Below are 1,608 nucleotides of genomic sequence, written 5' to 3'. Positions count from 1 at the left end.
GCTCGTCCTTCTTCGTGAACAGCCACTTGTCCTTGCGCTTCTTTTTCGGATCCTCCGKACCCGTGAACTCGTAAAAGCCATCGGCAACGATTAGGCAGCGATTGGAAGCGAACTCCCGACCTTCCGACGGGAAATTATACACCGGCCGCTTGTTCGGTCCGGGCCAGCTCCAGCGCCGCTGCATGAGCTCGGCCTCATMGCGGGCTCCGTCGATCGTCCTGACGATCGGGCCGATATCGGTAATCTTGATGTCCTCGCGCGCTTCGAKGTTCGGCGCGCCTTCACAGCAGATGCTGCAGGTTCCAATGGACCGGCAGAACCAGACAGCGGTCCGGCTCGATCTCGTCGATGGAAACTCTGATCTGCACGGCGTTTGCGGCTTTGAACATTGCCCGAATGAATAAGGTTGGCGGAATATCGTCAAGAAGGCTGCCCGATTGTGGCACTGTATTTGAATTGGATCGTCCCTTGATGGCGATCTCTGCCGGCTTGCGCAGCCTTCGAGGCGTACTATCTCTGGTGTAACCCCGAACTGGAGCGTCGTCATGGATCGAAGCGCGGCCGATACCCTGTCGGAATTCCACATTGAGATTCTTCCGCCGGACCGCGAAGAGAAGTGCGCGGCGGATGCAACGACCTGTCCGTGTTGTCGATGGTTACGTCCGGCGTCGAGCATGGATGACGATGGTTGCGGGATCTGCGACGAATGCCTGGCACCATGACCGCTGGMGGCAAAACACCTCCACCTGTTCTGGCGACGTTTGAAKACGCGCTTGCGAAATTTCCGGACGGCTGTGTCGGCGGATATTTTGGTGGCCGGCCATKGGGCGTGACCGTCAAGCGGTCGGAGGATGGCAAACGGATCTGGCTCTATGGCGAGGAGCTTAGCGGAACAGATATCGTCAGCTTCAACCTCTATCGATTGGCTGAACCGGGTTCGATACTGAAACCGTGCGAAATGTCCTCCGACAAKGTAATCGAATTCGTTCTCGGTTTCGAGCCCAGCACGGGAAAGCTGCGTCTCGAAAATAATGGCCGAAAAATAAGCAGAGGATCTATGTTGCGTTGCAACAGGCGCATGGCTGTACTGCAATCTGAGCGCTGGCRGTCGGAGCAGCCTCTGGTATTCTCAKATCATCGAAGCGATGCACCTCMTCCCGCAGAGCTTCGTGTTTCAGGTGACCCATTCCTCCTCCCAAAGGGCGCCTGACGGAACAGCGGCACTCCTCCTCCCAGCCGTTGTTCAATTMTTTCGAAAAGCCTGCCGCACCTCCTCCCGCGGCAGGCTTTTTCGTTTTCCGATACAATCAAGCTCTGAGTTCAGACGTCAAAGCAGACTGCCCTGTTCCACCGGCTCTCCGGATGTCGAGACGATCGTGGAGCCATAGACTTCGCGCGACGAAATKATCAGCGCGTCATCCGGTAACGGGCGGGCGAGATCCTTGGCCTCATCCMAAGGCGCCCGCATCCAGGYGTCGGTCTCTTCCTTCGTCAGTAGCAGGACMGGCATGGCCTTCTCATGKATCGGCTTCACCAGGCTGTTGGGATCCGTGGTCAAAAACCCATAGAGGTCGTCGGTTGTCAGGCCGTCCCTGACTTTTCGGACAC

3 pseudogenes are annotated in these 1,608 nt (G+C 57.3%); 1 reads left to right on the top strand and 2 read right to left on the bottom strand.

Annotated elements, in window-relative coordinates:
• Positions 1-283, bottom strand: a pseudogene (locus tag QD357_RS32140) (hypothetical protein); the annotation flags it as partial.
• Between the two features lie 423 nt (positions 284-706).
• Between QD357_RS32140 and QD357_RS32135 the strand changes: the two are divergent.
• A pseudogene (locus tag QD357_RS32135) lies at positions 707-1,015 on the top strand (hypothetical protein); the annotation flags it as partial.
• Between the two features lie 312 nt (positions 1,016-1,327).
• On the opposite strand, the pseudogene QD357_RS32130 reads toward QD357_RS32135, so the two are convergent.
• A pseudogene (locus QD357_RS32130) lies at positions 1,328-1,608 on the bottom strand (SOS response-associated peptidase); the annotation flags it as partial.

The organism is Rhizobium sp. BR 317 (genome assembly GCF_047445835.1).
Taxonomy (GTDB): domain Bacteria; phylum Pseudomonadota; class Alphaproteobacteria; order Rhizobiales; family Rhizobiaceae; genus Rhizobium; species Rhizobium paranaense.
This window is presented reverse-complemented; position numbering and strand designations above follow the sequence as displayed.